The organism is Lentzea guizhouensis (assembly GCF_001701025.1).
Classification (GTDB): Bacteria; Actinomycetota; Actinomycetes; order Mycobacteriales; family Pseudonocardiaceae; genus Lentzea; species Lentzea guizhouensis.
Window position 1 is genome coordinate 1,810,422 of sequence record NZ_CP016793.1, and the last position, 14,419, is coordinate 1,824,840.

General features: G+C 69.9%; 14 protein-coding genes and 1 pseudogene. 6 read left to right on the forward strand and 9 right to left on the reverse strand.

Annotated elements, in window-relative coordinates; translation table 11 throughout:
- Positions 1 to 26: 26 nt before the first annotated feature.
- A complete protein-coding gene (locus tag BBK82_RS53885) occupies positions 27 to 356 on the forward strand; it encodes a hypothetical protein (protein ID WP_237048104.1) in 330 nt (109 codons plus the stop codon).
- A gap of 185 nt (positions 357 to 541) precedes the next feature.
- Here BBK82_RS53885 and BBK82_RS09055 read toward each other — a convergent pair whose 3' ends face one another.
- The gene (locus BBK82_RS09055) at positions 542 to 1,354 is read right to left on the reverse strand and encodes an SAM-dependent methyltransferase (protein WP_065920925.1); all 813 of its coding nucleotides are present in this window, start codon (positions 1,352 to 1,354) and stop codon (positions 542 to 544) included.
- 156 nt (positions 1,355 to 1,510) lie between these two features.
- Here BBK82_RS09055 and BBK82_RS09060 point away from each other — a divergent pair, with 156 nt between their 5' ends.
- The gene (locus BBK82_RS09060; protein WP_065920926.1) at positions 1,511 to 2,824 is read left to right on the forward strand and encodes a cytochrome P450; all 1,314 of its coding nucleotides are present in this window, start codon (positions 1,511 to 1,513) and stop codon (positions 2,822 to 2,824) included.
- A 17-nt stretch (positions 2,825 to 2,841) separates the two neighbouring features.
- On the forward strand, positions 2,842 to 3,843 hold the full coding sequence (locus BBK82_RS09065; protein ID WP_065914593.1) for an alpha/beta hydrolase: 1,002 nt from the start codon (positions 2,842 to 2,844) through the stop codon (positions 3,841 to 3,843).
- A gap of 44 nt (positions 3,844 to 3,887) precedes the next feature.
- On the opposite strand, the gene BBK82_RS09070 is transcribed toward BBK82_RS09065, so the two are convergent.
- The 3 genes from BBK82_RS09070 to BBK82_RS09075 all read right to left on the reverse strand — a co-directional run bounded on the left by BBK82_RS09070 (position 3,888) and on the right by BBK82_RS09075 (position 6,851).
- The gene (locus BBK82_RS09070) at positions 3,888 to 5,354 is read right to left on the reverse strand and encodes a putative bifunctional diguanylate cyclase/phosphodiesterase (RefSeq protein WP_237048105.1); all 1,467 of its coding nucleotides are present in this window, start codon (positions 5,352 to 5,354) and stop codon (positions 3,888 to 3,890) included.
- On the reverse strand, positions 5,354 to 5,968 hold the full coding sequence (locus tag BBK82_RS53890; RefSeq protein WP_237048106.1) for a hypothetical protein: 615 nt from the start codon (positions 5,966 to 5,968) through the stop codon (positions 5,354 to 5,356). Before BBK82_RS53890 ends, BBK82_RS09070 begins: the two co-directional genes overlap by 1 nt.
- Positions 5,969 to 6,071: 103 nt before the next feature.
- The gene (locus BBK82_RS09075) at positions 6,072 to 6,851 is read right to left on the reverse strand and encodes an SAM-dependent methyltransferase (RefSeq protein WP_065920927.1); all 780 of its coding nucleotides are present in this window, start codon (positions 6,849 to 6,851) and stop codon (positions 6,072 to 6,074) included.
- A gap of 219 nt (positions 6,852 to 7,070) precedes the next feature.
- On the opposite strand from BBK82_RS09075, the gene BBK82_RS09080 reads away from it, so the two are divergent.
- The 3 genes from BBK82_RS09080 to BBK82_RS09090 are packed head-to-tail and all read left to right on the forward strand — an operon-like array spanning position 7,071 to position 9,724.
- The gene (locus BBK82_RS09080; RefSeq protein WP_065920928.1) at positions 7,071 to 8,375 is read left to right on the forward strand and encodes a cytochrome P450; all 1,305 of its coding nucleotides are present in this window, start codon (positions 7,071 to 7,073) and stop codon (positions 8,373 to 8,375) included.
- Between the two features lie 17 nt (positions 8,376 to 8,392).
- Positions 8,393 to 9,382 carry an alpha/beta hydrolase gene (locus BBK82_RS09085; protein WP_065914594.1) on the forward strand — a complete coding sequence of 330 codons (990 nt, stop codon included), beginning with the start codon at positions 8,393 to 8,395 and terminating at the stop codon, positions 9,380 to 9,382.
- Between the two features lie 24 nt (positions 9,383 to 9,406).
- Positions 9,407 to 9,724, forward strand: a complete 318-nt coding sequence (locus BBK82_RS09090) for an MGMT family protein (RefSeq protein WP_065914595.1) — start codon at positions 9,407 to 9,409, stop codon at positions 9,722 to 9,724.
- Between the two features lie 90 nt (positions 9,725 to 9,814).
- On the opposite strand, the gene BBK82_RS53895 is transcribed toward BBK82_RS09090, so the two are convergent.
- The 5 genes and pseudogenes from BBK82_RS53895 to nirB all read right to left on the reverse strand — a co-directional run bounded on the left by BBK82_RS53895 (position 9,815) and on the right by nirB (position 14,315).
- Positions 9,815 to 10,138 carry a hypothetical protein gene (locus tag BBK82_RS53895; protein ID WP_237048107.1) on the reverse strand — a complete coding sequence of 108 codons (324 nt, stop codon included), beginning with the start codon at positions 10,136 to 10,138 and terminating at the stop codon, positions 9,815 to 9,817.
- A gap of 112 nt (positions 10,139 to 10,250) precedes the next feature.
- Positions 10,251 to 10,460: pseudogene (locus tag BBK82_RS53900) on the reverse strand (sirohydrochlorin chelatase); the annotation flags it as partial.
- Positions 10,457 to 11,551 (reverse strand): uroporphyrinogen-III synthase, encoded by a 1,095-nt coding sequence (locus tag BBK82_RS09100; protein WP_065914596.1) that lies wholly within the window; start codon positions 11,549 to 11,551, stop codon positions 10,457 to 10,459. The gene BBK82_RS09100 and the pseudogene BBK82_RS53900, both read right to left, overlap by 4 nt.
- Positions 11,548 to 11,862, reverse strand: coding sequence for a nitrite reductase small subunit NirD (gene nirD / locus BBK82_RS09105; RefSeq protein WP_065914597.1), 315 nt, complete (start codon positions 11,860 to 11,862; stop codon positions 11,548 to 11,550). Before nirD ends, BBK82_RS09100 begins: the two co-directional genes overlap by 4 nt.
- Positions 11,859 to 14,315 (reverse strand): nitrite reductase large subunit NirB, encoded by a 2,457-nt coding sequence (gene nirB, locus BBK82_RS09110; RefSeq protein ID WP_065914598.1) that lies wholly within the window; start codon positions 14,313 to 14,315, stop codon positions 11,859 to 11,861. Before nirB ends, nirD begins: the two co-directional genes overlap by 4 nt.
- Between the last annotated feature and the right edge of the window lie 104 nt (positions 14,316 to 14,419).

Sequence of the window (14,419 nt, forward strand, 5' to 3'; positions counted from 1 at the left end):
TTGAGCAACGACTTCTGCAGGCTTTCTTGCTGCGCCAGCACCGACTCGGTGTTCGCGCCGGTGAACCCGGTGCCGAGCGCGCCCATCGCGAGCGCCACCCGTTCCGCGTAGCGCGCGACGGGCTGGAACTCCGGCAGCGCGAGCAGTCCCTTGCCGAGGACCTCGGTGGTGCACCGCAGCCCGAGCTTGCCCAGGTGACCGAGCGCGGCCAGGTCGGCGCCGACGGCCTCGACCGGTGCGGTGGCGAACGGTTCCGCGTGCAGCATCGAGCACAACGCGTCGAGCCGCTCACCCAGCTCCCGGTCGAGATCTTCACTGCCCAGCGGAATCGCGACCGTGCCGAGCAGGCGGTATGACCATTTGCGGGCAAGGGTCAGCCGCGCTCTCGCATTGTCCTGGGGCGAGGGCGTGCGGTCGGGCATTCGACTCGGGTTGGGCATTCGTGGCCGCCTCGCAATGGCTCCTGAGGTCCGGCAGTTTACCCACGCACGGTTGGTCTCACTTCAACCGGCGGCGTGAATCTTCACTCTATCGGTGTTCCCTACGGTTTACGACCGACGCCGGCGAAGGCGATCCTGTTGACGGCCGGATCATCGGAGATGTCACCGGGGCCGGTGGGACGCCATTCGGCGAACTTGACGAGTCCCGGTTCGACCAGTTCGAAATCACCGAAGAAGGCTTCGATCTCGTCGCGGTCGCGGTAGGTGACGTCGCCGCCGCCCGCCTTGCTCATCCGGTCCGTCACGGCCCGCGCCTCGTCGTTGACGTGGTCGCCGGCCATGTGCGAGATCGCGAGGTAGCTCCCGCTCGGCAGTGCCTCCCGGTAGCGCTTGAGCAGGCCCTGCGGGTCGGCCTCGGTGGGCACCCAGTGGACCATGAACAGCAGCAGCAACCCGATCGGCTCGTCGAAGTCCAGCAGCCGGTTCACCTCGCCGCTGGACAGGATGCTCTCCGGGTCGCGCATGTCCGCCTGCAGCACTCCGACGCGGTCGTCACCTGCGACGATGAGCTCACCGTGCGCCACGGCCACGGGGTCGCGGTCCACGTAGACGACGCGGCAGTCGGGGGCCGTCTGGGCGACCTCGTGCACGTTCGCCACGGTCGGGATGCCGGAGCCGATGTCGAGGAACTGGCGCACGCCCTGCTCGGTCATGAACCGCACCGCGCGGCGCAGGAAGGCCCGGTTGAGCCGGGCGGCGCTGCGCGAGTGCGGCATCATCTGCTCGGCCTTCTCGCCCATCAGGCGGTCGACCGCGAAGTTGTGCGCGCCGCCGAGGAGGTAGTCGTACACCCGTGCGGCACTGGGCACGGAAACGTCCACGCTCTGTGGAATCCAGCTCTCGTCGGCCACCACGACCACCCTCTTCTGGTTGCGGACGCACTAGCTTAGTCATGCACAAAGCGACTACGACTAGGCCGCTCGTGTGAACGCGCGCCACCCGTTTGGGCACTGTCGTTGTCGACCGAACGACTCCTAAGGTGGTCCATCCTTTCCACGCGAGGAGCGATGATGTCCGTCCCGGTGGCGCCCGGCAGGCTGCCATTTCTCGGGCACACGTTGCCAATGCTCAGGAAAAGATTCGCATTCACCGCGAATTTACGAGGTCAGGGCGATCTCGTCGAAGTGCACCTCGGCCCGATGCGGGCCTATTTCGTGACCAGTCCCGAGTTGATGCACCAGGTGCTGGTCACCGATGCGCCGAAGTTCCACAAAGGCCGGATGTACGACAAGTTCCGCCCGTTCGTCGGCAACGGGCTCGCGGTGTCGAGCGGGACGTTCCACCTGCGCCAGCGGCGGATGGTGCAGCCGGCGTTCCACCGCGACCGCATCGCCGGCTACGCCGCCATCATGGTCCGCGCGGCGACCGACCTGGTGCGGGAGTGGCGGCCGGGCGAGGTGCGCCGGCTCGAGGCCGACATGCAGGGGCTCGCCGTCACGATCGTCGGTGAGGCCTTGTTCTCCACCGAGATCGGCAAACGCGCGATCGACGAGGCCCGCCGGTCCGTGTTCGTGATCATCAAGAACGGCATCCTGCGCGCGCTCTCGCCGGGGTTCGTCGAGAAGCTGCCGATCCCGGCCAACCGCGAGTTCGACGAGGCCATCGCCAGGATGCGCGCGATCGTGCACGAGGTCATCGCGAGCAGGCGGGACGACGACACCGACCACGGCGACCTGCTGTCGACGCTGCTGGCCGCCAGGGACCCCGAGACCGGCGAGCCGATGACCGAGGACGAGGTCTTCGACGAGGTCATCACGCTGCTCACCGCGGGCATCGAGACCACGGCGCTGGCGCTGGCCTGGATCTTCCACGAGATCGCCGCCAACCCCGGCGTGCAGGCGCGGGTGCTGGCGGAGGTCGACGAGGTCCTGGCGGGCCGGCCGGTGACGATCGACGACGTGCCGAGGCTCGCCTACCTGGGCCAGGTCGCGCAGGAGGTGCTGCGCAAGTACCCGCTCTGGCTCGTCATGCGCCGCACGGCCGAGGAGGTCGAGCTCGGCGGCGCACGCCTCGCACCGGGCACCGAGGTGATCCTCAGCCCGCACACCATGCACCACGACCCGGCGCACTTCCCGGACCCCGAGCGCTTCGACCCCGACCGCTGGACCCCCGAACGCGCGAAGCGGCTGCCGAAGGGCGCGTTCGTCCCGTTCGGCGGCGGCATCCACCAGTGCATCGGAAACCACTTCGCGCTGACCGAGATCGTCACCGTGGTGGCGACGGTCTGCGCGCACCACCGGCTGGTCCCCGACCGGCCGGTGCGCACGAAGTTCACCAACGCGGCCTACCCCTACGACCTGATGATGAAGGTCGTCCCCCGCTAGCTGGAGGTTGTTCCCCCATGCGTTTCCGCCGGCTCTGTGCCGCCGTGCTGCTCGCCGCGTTCATCCCGGTCCCCGCACCGGCGAACGCCGCCCAGAACACCACCTGTGAGGACGTGTACACCCCCGTCCAGTTCGGCCTCGTCAAGCAGACGATGTACGGCCGGCTGTGCGTGCCGCGGGGCGCCGGCACCGTCCAGGTGCTCGTCCCCGGTGGCACCTACACCAGCGGCTACTGGGACATCCCGGTGGACGGCGAGCTCCGCTCCGTCACCCGCGCGATGAACAAGGCGGGCATCGCCACCATGGCGGTGGACCGGATCGGCACCGGCAAGAGCACCAAGCCGCTCAGCATCCTGGTGGACGTCCCGAACCAGGCCGAGGCGGTGCACCAGGTGATCCAGAGCCTGCGCCCGCGGTTCTCGAAGGTCTTAGTGGGCGGTCACTCCATCGGTTCCGCCATCGCGATGGCCGAGGCGGGCAGGTACCGCGACGTCGACGGCGTGCTCGTCACCGGCATGACCCACCAGTGGGACTACGTCAGGGCCGTCCCCGCGCTGACCAACCTGATCCCGGCCCTGCTCGACCCCAAGCTGAGCCTGCGCGGCATCGACGTCGGCTACCTGACCACCGCGCCGGGCACGCGCTACAAGATGTTCCACTCGCCCGGCCCGAACGTCGCGAGCGTCATCAACCTCGACGAGTCCACAAAGGACGTCGTGTCGGCGAGCGAGTTCGTGACCACCGCGCTGATGTCCAACATCGTGCTCCCCGCGAGCGCCGGCATCACCGCTCCGGTGCTGACCGTGCAGACCTCGGCCGACTACTTCTGCGGCACCCCACCGCTCGGCGCCGACTGCTCGTCGGCCGCGGCACTGGTCCGTTCCGAGAAGCCGTTCTACCCGCGGGCGCCGCGGCTGGACGGGTACGTGGTGAACGGGTACGGGCACGTGTTCAACTTCGACACCAAGGGCGCTGACCGCTACCACGCGGCTCTCGTCGCGTGGCAGCGCAGCATCTGACAGCTACCGGCGGGGGTGGCGCGGTGAGTGCCGCGCCACCTCAGCTAGAGCTTCTGCAGGAACTCGCCCGCGTCACGCGGGACACCGAAGTGGGCGCCGATCGCGAGGTCGGCGCCCGCTTCCGTCCACCACCGGGCCTGCTCGGCGGTCTCGACGCCGTCCACGCAGATGTTCACGCCCAGCTCGTGCACCGCCGGGATCAGCGCCACCGAGCGGGGATCCATGCGGTGCACCAGTTCCTCCGGCACGCACACGGACACGATCGGCAGCTCCGAGAGCCAGGCCAGGTCGCGCGGACCGAGGCCGAAGTCCTCCAGCGCGATCCGCACGCCCCTGGCCGCGAGCGTGCTGAGGTTCTCCGCCGCGCCGGCCACGCCGAGGACGCCGACCGGCATGCACAGCGTCAGGCGCTCGTGCGGCAGGCCGGTCTCCTCCACGACCTTCGCCACCCGTGACACCAGGTCCGCGTCGGTCGCCTGGTGGCGGGTGAGGCGGACGCCGAACTGCGCGTCGAGCTCACCTCGTTGCCGCCACCACTGGGCCTGGCCGGCCGCGATCCTGATCAGCCACTCGCCCATCGGCAGGATGAGTCCGGTCTGGTCGGCGAGCTCGGCGCAGCGGTCGGAGAGGTCCCAGTGCAGCACGGCTTCCACGCCCGCGAGCTCACCGGTCGCGAGGACGCGGACCGGCCGGTAGCAGACGCCGATGTCGCCCTGTTCCCACGCTCCCGGCATCACGACGGCCAGTGCGTGGTCGCGGCGGCGTTCGGTGTCCTGGTTGCCGTGGAACAACTCCCACTGGCCACGCTGGTCCTTCTTGGCCTGCCGCAGCGCGAGGTCGGCCATGCGCAGCAGCTCGACCGGGTCGACGTCGGGCGAGGGCCGGTGGACGACGCCCGCGCTCACCGACACCGAGAGGCCGTGGTCGTCCACGAACACCGGTTCGGCCAGGTCGGTGTTGATCGCGGCCATCGTCGTCGCGACGTCCGGCGTCAGGAAGGTGTTCTCCACGACGATGCCGAACTCGTCGCCGTCGAACCGCGCGACCATCGCCTGCTCGCGCGACATCAACGCGCGCAGCCTGCGGGCCACGTGCTGCAGCAGCCTCTCCCCGACGCCGCCGCCGAGGCTGTTGCACACCAGGCCGAACGCGTCGAGGTCCAGGTGGAACACGGTCACGCCGAACTCGGGGTCGGCGCGGCGCAGCGCGGTCTCCAGGTGCGTGGTGAAGAACTGCCGGTTCGGCAGGCCGGTCAGCACGTCGTGCAGCGACTGCCGGCGCAGTTCTCCTTGCAGCAGCGCGAGTTCCGTGTCGTCGTCGGCGACCACGAGCACGTGGCTCGGCTTGCCGTCGCCGTCGCGCAGCAACGACGCCGTCATCGTCACCTTGGCCAGGTCGTCCTCACCGCGCAGCAGGTGCAGCGGTTCGCGTTCGAACTCGGCCCGCTCGGCGAGCACGCGTTCGACCATCTCGCGGAACACGACGATCGAGCTCGGCGCGACGAACTCCATCAGCCGGGCGCCCGGTTCCGGACGCTGCCGAGGATGCCGCCGATGGCCTCGTTGGCCCACACCACCTTCCCGTCGAGACCGACGATCAGGATGCCGTTGGTCGACGAGATCGCGATGCCCGCGAACTTGGCCTCGCTCTGCCGCTGGTCCCACTGCGCGTCACGGGCGGCCTTGAGCAGCGAGCGCTGCATGCTCTCCTGCTGGTCGAGGATCGCGCGGGCGCGCGCCGTGGTGAAGCCGCACGTCAGCGCACCGATCCCGCCGACCACGCGCACCACGTGCTGCTTGCTCGCGCTGAACTCCTCCAAGCCCAGCAAGCCCTTCCCGAGCACGTCGACCGTGCGCTTGAGACCGGGTTCGTTGACGTAGCCGAGAGCGACGAGTCGCTCGCCCACCTCCTCGAACGGAGCAGGGTCGAACGGCTCGTTGTGCAACGCCGCGCACAACGCGTCGAGCTGGCCGGCCAGTTCGGCGTCCAGCTCGTCCCGTCTCAGCGCGACCATCACAACGCTGCTGAGCAGGTAGCTCCACTTGCGCGACAAGGCTTCCCGCGCGCGGACGGCGGCGGTGTCCGCGGGTGGAGCGGCATCGGGTCTTCGGCTCGGATTCGTCATTCCCGTTGCCCTGTATGGGGTGCAGAGTGTCCGGCAGTCTACCTACCGCGAGTCGGCGCCCACTGCGCCAACAGTGTGAAACCTCCACCACGGACGGGTGGTTTTAGGCCTTACGACCTACACCAGCGTACAGGAACATGTTCATGGACGCCTCGGCGGCGATGTCACCGGGACCGTCCGGACGCCACTCACCACACCCGACCAAACCGGGTTCCACCAGCTCGAAGCCGTCGAACAGCGCGCTGACCTGGGCGTGGTCGCGCATGTGCATCTGGTCGGCGCTGCTGCTGCGGTTCACCACGTCGGCGGCCTTGTCGACGTTGTCGCCGATCTGGTCCTTGGCGACGTGCGTCATCACGACGAAGCTCCCGGCGGGCAGGGCGTCGCGGTAGCCGGCGACGAGCTTCCGCGGGTCGTCGGAGTCGGGCACCCAGTGCAGCATGAGCAGCATCAACAGCCCGATCGGCTCGTCGAAGCGCAGCAGCCTGCCGACCTCCTCACTCGCCAGCACGGCCTCCGGATCGCGCATGTCGGCGTGCACGATGGCGGCGTTTTCGTTGTGAGACAACATGAGTTGACTGTGCGCGACGGCGACCGGGTCCTTGTCGACGTAGACGACACGCGCGGCGGGGTCGCGGTGCTGCGCCACCTCGTGCACGTTCGCGACGGTCGGGATGCCGGAACCGATGTCGAGGAACTGCCGAACTCCCTGGTCCATCAGGTAGTTCACCGCGCGACCGAGGAACCGCCGGTTGAGCCGCGCCACGCTGGGCAGGCCCGGCACCAGCTTCTCGATCTGCGATCCGACCGCGCGGTCGGCGGCGAAGTTGTGGGCGCCGCCGAGGATGTAGTCGTAGACGCGGGCCATGCTCGGGACGTCCATGTCGATGCCGAGCGGCACCCAGTCCTGGGTTTCTGCCACGGTGAACACCTCTTCGGTTCGTGGCGGTTCGGGGATGACGCACGAGCTTAGTCACCCGAGCGCGCACGGCGTTGAACCATCGGAGTGACACCGAACCACCCGTTCAGGCACTGTCGTCTTCGCCCAAACGGCTCCTAGGGTGGTCCGTCCCCCCGTTCGGCTGATCCGTTGGAGTTGCCGATGCCCGTCCCGGTGGCACCACGCCGCTGGCCGTTGCTCGGGCACACCCCCGCGATGCTCGCCCGGCGCGCCGGGTTCACCGACGCGTTGTACGAGCACGGCGACGTGGTGCGCCTCGACCTCGGTCCGCTGCGCGCGTACTTCGTCACCGATCCCGCGCTCACGCACGAGGTTCTCGTCACGCAGGGCGCGAAGTTCCGCAAAGGCGCCATGTTCGACAAGTTCCAGCCGTACCTGGGAACCGGGCTGCTGCTGTCGAACGGCGAGCACCACCTGCGGCAACGGCGGATGATGCAGCCCGCGTTCCACCGCGACCGGATGGACGCCTACGCCACCACGATGGTCCGCGCGGCCACGGCGATGGCGGAGTCGTGGCAGCCCGGCGAGGTCCGGACCATCGAGAACGACATGCAGGAACTCGCGGTCACCATCGTCGGCGAGGCGCTTTTCTCGACGGAGATGGGACAACGTGCGGTCGCTGAGGTCCGCCGGTCGATCTTCACGGTCATCCAGCAGGGCATGGTCCGCGCGCTGTCGCCGTCGTTCGTCGAAAAGCTGCCGCTGCCGGGCAACCGGGAGTTCGACGCGGCCATCGCGCGGATGAAGGCCGTGGTGCTGCAGGTGATCGAGAGCTGGCGGGCGGACGGCACCGACCACGGTGACGTGCTGTCGATGTTGTTGCTGGCGCAGGACGGCGGCATCGGCATGTCCGACCAGCAGACCTACGACGAGGTCCTGACGTTGCTGACCGCGGGCATCGAGACGACCGCGATCGCGTTGGCGTGGGCGTTGTACGAGGTCGGCCGCAACCCGGAGATCGAACGGCGATTACACGAGGAGGTCGACGCGCTGGGCGGCCCCGCCACGTTCGCCGACCTGCCGCGCCTGCCCTACGCAGCGCAGATCGTGCAGGAAACCCTGCGCCACTACCCGATCTGGTTCGTGATGCGCCGAACGCTCGTCCCGGTCGACCTCGGTCCCGTGACCCTCCCGGCCGGCGCCGAGGTGATCGTCAGCCCGCACGCCCTGCACCACGACCCGCGTTCCTACCCCGCCCCGGCGCGCTTCGACCCGTCCCGCTGGACGCCGTCGTTCACCGCGGACCTGCCGCGCGGCGCGTTCGTCCCGTTCGGCGGCGGCAACCGCCAGTGTCTCGGCAACACCTTCGCCCAGACCGAGATCGTGCTGACCCTCGCGACCGTCGCCGCCCGCTGGCGGCTGGTCCCCACCCGTCCGGCGCGCGTGAAGTTCACGTCCGCCCCCTATCCCGACGGCCTGCTCATGAAAGCCGTCCCCCGCAACTAGTTGGAGGTAGTTCCCCCATGCGTTTCCGCCGGTTGTGCGCCGCGGCTCTGCTCGCCACCGGAACACTGCTGTTCCCCACCCCCGCCTCGGCCGCCGTGACGTGCCAGGACGTGAGCTTCCCCGTCCGCGTCGGCCTGACCCCGTTGATCACCAGCCAGGAGACGATGGCCGGCCGCCTCTGCACCCCCGGCCGCGCCACCACCGTGCAGGTCCTGATCCCCGGCGGCACCTACGACCGCTCCTACTGGGACGTCGGCTTCGAACCGTCCACCCACTCCTTCACGAAGGCCCAGAACGCCGCCGGCTTCGCCACCCTCGCGATCGACCGCCTGGGCACCGGCCGCAGCTCCAAACCGCTGAGCGCCCTCGTCACCGCCTCCACCCAGGCGAGCGCCGTCCACCAGGTCATCCAGGCGCTGAAACCCCGCTTCGGCAAGGTGATCGTCGGCGGCCACTCCATCGGCGCGGCCATGGCCATCATCGAGGCGGCCACCTACGGCGACGTCGACGGCGTCCTCGTCACCGGCTTCACCCACAAGATGAACTACATCACCGTGGTCCCGGTGCTCGCCAACATGGTCCCGGCGGGCCTGGACGTCGGCTACCTCACCACCATGCCGAACACCCGCTACAACTCGTTCCACAAACCGGGCCCGCTGATCCAGGGCGCGATCTCGTTCGACGAGAGGACGAAGTCCGTCTTCGCCGCCACCGAGGCCGTCGACACGATCCTGCTCAACACCGTCATCATCCCGGTGTCCCGGCGGATCGACGTCCCGGTGATGATCGCCGTCGGCAACGACACGCACTTCTGCAGCTCCGGCGTGCCGCTGATGGGCAGCGACTGCTCCTCACCCGCCGCCCTGGCCGCGGACGAGGGCACGTTCTTCCCGGCGGTGCCGCGCCTGGACACCTTCATCCTCAACGGGTACGGCCACTCCATCAACTACGCCCCGAACGCCCCGCAGTACCACGCGGCCGTCTCCTCCTGGGCCGCCCGGATCTGACGCGCCTGAGCCTAGAATCGCGAAATGGACGAAGAGATCCACGAGCGGATCCGCGACTTCATCAAGGCCATCCCGCGCGGACGCGTCGCCACCTACGGCGACATCGCAGATCTCGCCAAGGCCCCGTCGCCACGGCTGGTCGGCCGCATCCTCAACGAGGACGGGCACGACCTGCCGTGGCAACGCGTGCTGAAGGCGGACGGCACCTGTGCTCCGCACCTGCGGGAGACGCAGCTGCAGATGCTGCACGAGGAGGGGGTGCCGAACCTCGACGGGAAGGTGGACCTGCGGGAGTACCGGTGGGAGGACGCCCGGAAGGAAGAGCTGCCAGGCCTCTGGTAGCAGGCTGACGCAGGGGTCCCCTTCGCTGTTGGCTCCCCCGCGACCCACGCTGCTCAGCAGGTCTGACCGTTCCGGTAGGACGAGGCCGGGTCACGCCGACCTCCTGACCTCGCCCAAACCCTCGTAGTACCGCCGCACCAACGCCTCGGCGATCAGCGGGTGCGCTCCGACCGGCGCGGCCACCACGTCGGCCCCGCACCCGCTCACCAGGTCGTGGAACACCCCCGGCGCCAGCAACCACGAGGCGACGGCCACCCGCCGTCCGCGCCCGGCGACGGCGGCCACCACGTCCCCGATCCGCGGCGAAGCGGTGGCCGCGTACCCGACCGCCTCCGCGCCCAGCAGTCCCGCCGCCGCCGCACGTCCGCCAACGCCGCACGTCCGAAGACCCGGCGGCCGCCAGCACCACCGCATCTCCGCGCCGAACCCCGGCCTCGCGCAACCGGTCCCGCACCGCCGGCACCGCATCCACGCCCAGCGGCGGCGTCAGCACCACGTCAGGCCGCGAGCCGATCTGCTCGGGGATGTCCACCCGCACGTGGTACCCGGCAGCCAGGAACGCCGGCACGACAACACACGGTCCGTCCACAACGGACCGGACGTCCGGCTGGACGACGTCCGCGTAGGCGACCTCGACCGGCACGTCCACCGACTCCCGCACCAGCGCGGCGATGGACGAGCAGACCGACAACCCCGACGCGGAACGCGTGCCGTGGAACGCCAAGACCAGCTTCATGCAGGCTCCATCGCAAGTCGGTACCCACGCTTCACCACGGTGCACACCATCTGCGGCGCCCCCAACGCCGTCCGCAACCGCCCGATCGCGGTCTCCACGGCGTGCTCCTCACCACCGGAAGGCAATGCCGCCAACAGGTCCTGGCGCGACACCACCCGCCCGCGCGCCGCGACCAGGGTCCGCAGCACCGCCATCGGCGCCGGTGCGACGGGACGCAGCTCGCCGTCGACCACCACGGCCTGTGCCCGCATCTCCAGGTCCCGCGACGCGATTCGCAACCGGGTGGCCCGCGCGGGCAGCTCGACCGCCAGCTCGCGGACCATCGACCCGATCCGCGACCGGGCCGGCTGCACGACCGGGATGCCGGCCGCCACCAGCGGTCCTGCGGTGATCGCGCCCACACCGACCACCAGGACGTTGCGGCGCAACGCCTCCACCAGAGCCGGACGGCGGTCGCCTGCTGTCCGCAGCACCGAGGACGCCGCCGGAGCGCTCGTGAACGTCAAGGCGTCCACCTGGCCCGCCAGCACCGCCTCGACCAGCCGCTCCAGCGGGGCCGGGTCGACCGGTGGTTCCCAGCGGTAGACCGGGATCTCCACCACGTCGGCGCCCGCGGCCTGCAGCGAACCGACGAAGTCCGGGAGTGGTTCGCCGTGCAGCTGGACGGCGACGCGCTTGCCGGCGACGCCCATGCGCAGGAGGTACTGCAGGAGCTCTGCGTTCGACTCCGACGACGGTGACCACGTCTCGGTCAGGCCCGCCGCTCGGACGGCACCCTTCGCCTTCGGGCCGCGCGGGAGCACCACCGCTGACGACAACCCGCGCTGCAGTCGTGCACCCAGGCCCCAGCCCTCAGCTGCCTCGAACCAGCCGCGGAAACCGATCGCGGTGGTGGCCACGACCACGTCGACCGGGGCCGACAGCAGTTCGGTCGTCGCGGCCAGCAGGGAGGTGTCATCGGGCAGCGGCACGATGCGCAGCGCGGGGCCGTGCACCACCACGGCGCCCTTGCGCTCCAGCAGGGCGATCAGCTCGTCGGCACGGCGGGCGGCGGTGACGCCGATGGTGAAGCCGGCCAGGGGGCCGGTCACGTCAGCTCCACGACGCCGTCACGCACCCGCACCTCGTGCACGGCGACCGACACCTCCGGCGAGTCGAGGCACTTGCCGGTGGCCAGCTCGAAGGCCTGCTTGTAGACCGGGGAGACGACCACCGGGACGCCGCCGCGGTCGCCCAGGATGCCGCGGGAGAGCACGGCGGCGCCGCTGAACGGGTCGATGTTGTCCAGGGCGTGCAGGGTGCCGTCGGCGGTGAGGAACACGGCCACCTGCGAGCCGTCGGGGAGCAGGGCGGCGACACCCTGCTCCGGGCGCAGCAGGGCGAGGTCACAGACCACGGTCATCGCACTACCTCCGGAATGCCGAGCTGGACGGGGACGCGCTGGCCGCGTTCGGCGCGGAACGAGATCGACGGGTCGGGGGTACCGGGCGCGTTGACGAACGACGTGAAGCGCGCGAGCTTCTCCGGGTCCTCCAGCACGCCGCGCCACTCGTCGGCGTAGGAGCCGACGTGGGCCTCCATCGCGGCCTCCAGGTCGGCGCAGATGCCGAGCTTGTCGTCGACGACGACCTCACGCAGGTGGTCCAGGCCGCCGTCCAGGCCCTCCAGCCACACCGATGTGCGCTGCAACCGGTCGGCGGTGCGGATGTAGAACATCAGGAACCGGTCGATCGTGCGGATCAGCGTCTCGGTGTCCACATCGGACACCAGCAGGTCGGCGTGCCGGGGCGTGAAGCCGCCGTTGCCGCCGACGTAGAGGTTCCAGCCGTTCTCGGTGGCGATGATGCCGAAGTCCTTGCTGCGGGCCTCGGCGCACTCCCGCGCACACCCGGACACCGCGGACTTCAGCTTGTGCGGCGACCGCAGACCGCGGTAGCGCAGCTCCAGGTCGATCGCGAGCCCCACGGAGTCCTGCACGCCGTACCGGCACCAGGTCGTGCCGACGCAGGACTTCACCGTGCGCAACGCCTTGCCGTAGGCGTGCCCGGACTCGAACCCGGCGTCCACCAGCCGGCGCCAGATCTCCGGCAGCTGGTCGACCGTGGCACCGAACAGGTCGATCCGCTGACCACCGGTGATCTTGGTGTAGAGCCCGAAGTCGCGGGCCACCTCACCGATGACGATCAGCTTCTCCGGCGTGATCTCCCCGCCGGGAATGCGCGGCACGACCGAGTACGTGCCGTTGCGCTGCATGTTCGCCAGGAACCTGTCGTTGGTGTCCTGCAACGAGACCTGCGTCTCGCCGAGGATGTGCCCGTTGTTCAGCGACGCCAGGATCGAGGCCACCGCGGGCTTGCAGATGTCGCAGCCGCGCCCGCTGCCGTGCTTCTCGATCAACGCCGTGAACGTCGTGGTCCTGGTCGCGCGGGCGATCTCGAACAGCTCCGCCCGGGAACAGGTGAAGTGCTCGCACAACGCCTTGGACTGCTCGACACCGCAGTCGGTCAGCAGCTTCTTCAGCATCGGCACGCACGAACCGCAGCCCGTGCCCGCCTTCGTGCACGCCTTCAGCTCGGCGACGTCGCACGCCACACCCGACCCGATCGCGTCGGTGATCGTCTGCTTCGTCACCGCGTGGCACGAGCACACCTGGGCGTCCGCGGGCATCTCGACGTCGACCGCACCCCCGGGCTGCAGCAGCGCGGCCGGGACCTCCTTGCCCACCAACGGCCGCAGCGACGGGTACGAGGACGCGTCACCGACCAGCACGCCACCGAGCAGGGTCTTCGCGTCGTCCGACACCACGAGCTTGCTGTACGTGCCCGCGACCGCGTTGTTCACCACGACCTCGAGCGCGCCCTCGGTCGTGGCGTGCGCGTCACCGAACGACGCCACGTCCACGCCGAGCAGCTTCAGCTTCGTCGACACGTCCGCACCGGGGAACACCCGCGTGCCACCGGAGATCTGGTCCGCGACCACCTCGGCCATCGCGTAGCCGGGAGCGACGAGCCCGTACGTCACACCCTCGACCGCCGCGCACTCCCCGATCGCGAACACGTGCGGGTCGGCGGTGCGGCAGGCGGCGTCGACCAGGTACCCGCCGCGCGGTCCCAGCTCCAGCCCCAGATCGAGGTCCGTGCGCGGCCGGATGCCCGCGCTGAACACCACGACGTCGAGGTCCAGCTCGACACCGTTGGCCAGCTTGGCGATCAGCCGCGAGCCGTCGCGTTCGATGGAGGAGGCCGACGTCCCGGTGTGCACGGTCAGGTCGAGCTTCTCGACCAGCCGCTTCAGCAGCCCGGCGCCGCCCTCGTCGACCTGGATCGGCATCAGCCGCGGCGCGAGCTCCACGACGTGCGGCGAGACCCTCATGCCGCGCAACGCGTTCGCCGCCTCCAGCCCGAGCAGGCCACCACCGAGCACCATGCCGGAGTGCCGGCCGGGCCGGTCGGCCGCCGCGACCGTCGCCCGGATCTCGTCCAGGTCGTCGATCGTCCGGTAGACGTGGCAACCGGGCAGGTCCCGGCCGGGGACAGGGGGCACGAACGGCACCGAGCCGGTGGCCAGCACCAACGCGTCGTACGCGACCTCGATGCCGGAGGCGCCCACGACGACCCGGCGTTCCCGGTCGACGGAGACCGCCTTCTCGCCGAGCCGGAGCTCACAGCCGGACAGCGGCGCGAGCTCCAGGTCCGCCGAGTCCCAGGTGTCCACATAGGACGACAGCGCCACGCGGTCGTACGCGGGACGGGACTCCTCGCCGAACACCACGATCCGCCAGGACGACTCACGAAGGATCTCGACGAGCCGGTGGCCGACCATGCCGTTGCCGATCACGACCAAAGTCTGGGTCATCGGGCACTCCTCCTTCCGCCCGGTATGCTCACCGGGCGGCGTGTCATCCCAAGGTCCGCTACATTTCGCGGGTGTTAAAGGAAACTCTCGCCGCTGCTCAGAGC

Bases quoted from the DNA above. Each gene is read 5' to 3' on its own strand.
- BBK82_RS09070 (WP_237048105.1), bottom strand. From the start codon at position 5,354: ATGGAGTTCGTCGCGCCGAGCTCGATCGTCGTGTTCCGCGAGATGGTC.
- BBK82_RS09080 (WP_065920928.1), top strand. From the start codon at position 7,071: ATGCCCGTCCCGGTGGCACCACGCCGCTGGCCGTTGCTCGGGCACACC.
- BBK82_RS53895 (WP_237048107.1), bottom strand. From the start codon at position 10,138: ATGCGGTGGTGCTGGCGGCCGCCGGGTCTTCGGACGTGCGGCGTTGGC.
- BBK82_RS09090 (WP_065914595.1), top strand. From the start codon at position 9,407: ATGGACGAAGAGATCCACGAGCGGATCCGCGACTTCATCAAGGCCATC.
- BBK82_RS09085 (WP_065914594.1), top strand. From the start codon at position 8,393: ATGCGTTTCCGCCGGTTGTGCGCCGCGGCTCTGCTCGCCACCGGAACA.
- nirD (WP_065914597.1), bottom strand. From the start codon at position 11,862: ATGACCGTGGTCTGTGACCTCGCCCTGCTGCGCCCGGAGCAGGGTGTC.
- BBK82_RS53890 (WP_237048106.1), bottom strand. From the start codon at position 5,968: ATGACGAATCCGAGCCGAAGACCCGATGCCGCTCCACCCGCGGACACC.
- BBK82_RS09060 (WP_065920926.1), top strand. From the start codon at position 1,511: ATGTCCGTCCCGGTGGCGCCCGGCAGGCTGCCATTTCTCGGGCACACG.
- nirB (WP_065914598.1), bottom strand. From the start codon at position 14,315: ATGACCCAGACTTTGGTCGTGATCGGCAACGGCATGGTCGGCCACCGG.
- BBK82_RS09065 (WP_065914593.1), top strand. From the start codon at position 2,842: ATGCGTTTCCGCCGGCTCTGTGCCGCCGTGCTGCTCGCCGCGTTCATC.
- BBK82_RS09075 (WP_065920927.1), bottom strand. From the start codon at position 6,851: ATGGACGTCCCGAGCATGGCCCGCGTCTACGACTACATCCTCGGCGGC.